The organism is Rhodopseudomonas sp. B29, from assembly GCF_000333455.1.
Lineage (GTDB): Bacteria > Pseudomonadota > Alphaproteobacteria > Rhizobiales > Xanthobacteraceae > Rhodopseudomonas.
This window is the reverse complement of sequence record NZ_BADD01000079.1, coordinates 1-1,804: the sequence shown is the minus strand read 5'-3', so window position 1 is coordinate 1,804 and position 1,804 is coordinate 1. Positions and strand designations below refer to the sequence as shown.

The 1,804-nt window shown below is 63.1% G+C and carries 2 protein-coding genes; both read left to right on the top strand.

Annotated features, from left to right (window positions below; genetic code table 11):
- The coding region (locus I5M_RS02920) for a cell wall metabolism sensor histidine kinase WalK (protein WP_031335157.1) at positions 1–389 on the top strand (389 nt) is incomplete at its 5' end.
- Positions 390–543: 154 nt separating this feature from the next.
- The gene (gene pstS / locus I5M_RS02915; RefSeq protein ID WP_022720031.1) at positions 544–1,554 is read left to right on the top strand and encodes a phosphate ABC transporter substrate-binding protein PstS; all 1,011 of its coding nucleotides are present in this window, start codon (positions 544–546) and stop codon (positions 1,552–1,554) included.
- The last annotated feature ends 250 nt before the right edge of the window (positions 1,555–1,804 follow it).

Sequence of the window (1,804 nt, the reverse complement as noted above, 5' to 3'; positions counted from 1 at the left end):
AGCTGCCCGACACGCCGGTGGTGATCGCCGGCGACCGCGAAGAACTGCTGCGCGTGTTCGAAAATCTGATCGAGAACGCGCTCAAATATGGCGCCGCCGGTGGCCGCGTGCTGGTCTCGGTGGTGACCGCGATGTCCGCCGACGGAGTCTCCGAGCACCGGGTGGTGGTGCGGGATTTCGGCCCTGGTATCGCGCCCGAGCATCTGCCGCGGCTCACCGAGCGGTTCTATCGCGTCGACGTCGGCGACAGCCGTTCGCAAGGCGGTACCGGGCTAGGTTTATCGTTGGTGAAACATATTGTTAACCGCCACCGCGGGCGGCTTCTGATCGAAAGCGTACTGAAAAAAGGTGCGACTTTCACCGTCTGTTTCCCTGCGGGAAAGCCCTAGGGCGAGCCGGAAAATCCGATTAAAATCAGAGCGTTGCGACATTCACATGAGTGTCATCAAACCCTCATAAAAGGTCAACCGACCGCCCCTACAGGGGCGGGGTAGTAGGCGCAGTCGGGCGCGATGAGCGCTTCGCCTACACAGGGAGACCCTCATGAATTTCATCAAGGCAATCGTCGCAGCCGGCATGGTCGCGGCGTCGACCTCGGCTTTCGCGGCAGACATTACCGGCGCTGGCGCGACCTTCCCCTATCCGATTTATTCGAAGTGGGCCGATGCCTATAAGAAAGAAACCGGCAACGGCCTGAACTATCAGTCGATCGGCTCGGGCGCCGGCATCAAGCAGATCCAGGCCAAGACGGTGACCTTCGGCGCCAGCGACATGCCGCTGAAGCCGGAGCAGCTCGAAAAGGACGGCCTGGTGCAGTGGCCGATGGTGATGGGCGCGATCGTGCCGGTCGTGAACCTCGAAGGCGTCAAGCCGGGTGAGATGGTGTTCGACGGCCCGACGCTGGCCAAGATCTACCTCGGCGAGATCAAGACCTGGGACGACGCCGCGATCAAGAAGCTGAATCCGAACGTCAAGCTGCCGAGCGAAGCCATCACCGTGGTGCGTCGTTCGGACGGTTCGGGCACCACCTTCAATTTCACCGACTATCTCTCCAAGGTCAGCCCCGAGTGGAAGACCAAGGTCGGTGAGGGCACCGCGGTCGAGTGGCCGGTCGGCGTCGGCGCCAAGGGCAACGAAGGCGTTGCCGGCAACATCGGCCAGACCAAGAATTCGATCGGCTACGTCGAGTACGCCTACGCCAAGCAGAACAAGTTGACCTTCACCAAGCTGGTCAACAGCGCCGGCAAGACCGTCGAGCCGACGATGGCCGCCTTCCAGGCCGCCGCCGCCAATGCCGATTGGGCCAAGGCTCAGGGCTACTACCTGATCCTGACCAACCAGCCGGGCGACACCTCCTGGCCGATCACCGCCGCGACCTTCATCCTCATGCACAAGGAGCCGGCCGACAAGGCGGCTTCGGGTGAGGCTCTGAAGTTCTTCAAGTGGGCGTTCGCCAACGGCGCCAAGGCTGCCGAAGAGCTCGACTACATCCCGATGCCGGACTCGGTCGTCAAGCAGATCGAGAAGACCTGGTCGGCTGACATCAAGAGCTGACGACAGTCGGACGGCGCGCGATCCATACCGGGTCGCGCGCTGCCCGTCCGCATCACGACGGCGGGACAGCCGCATCCACGGCGGCGTCAGGCAGGCGCTTCAGATCCGAGCCGCTGCCTCGAGCAAGTTCAAGACACCCCGGACGACGATCTCGCCCATCCGTGCGGCGCTGCAGCGCCGATCGTTGCGGGCGGGGATATCAAGCAGGCGCGCGGCGGCGGGCTGATTTCGAGTACACTGCTCAGCAGAG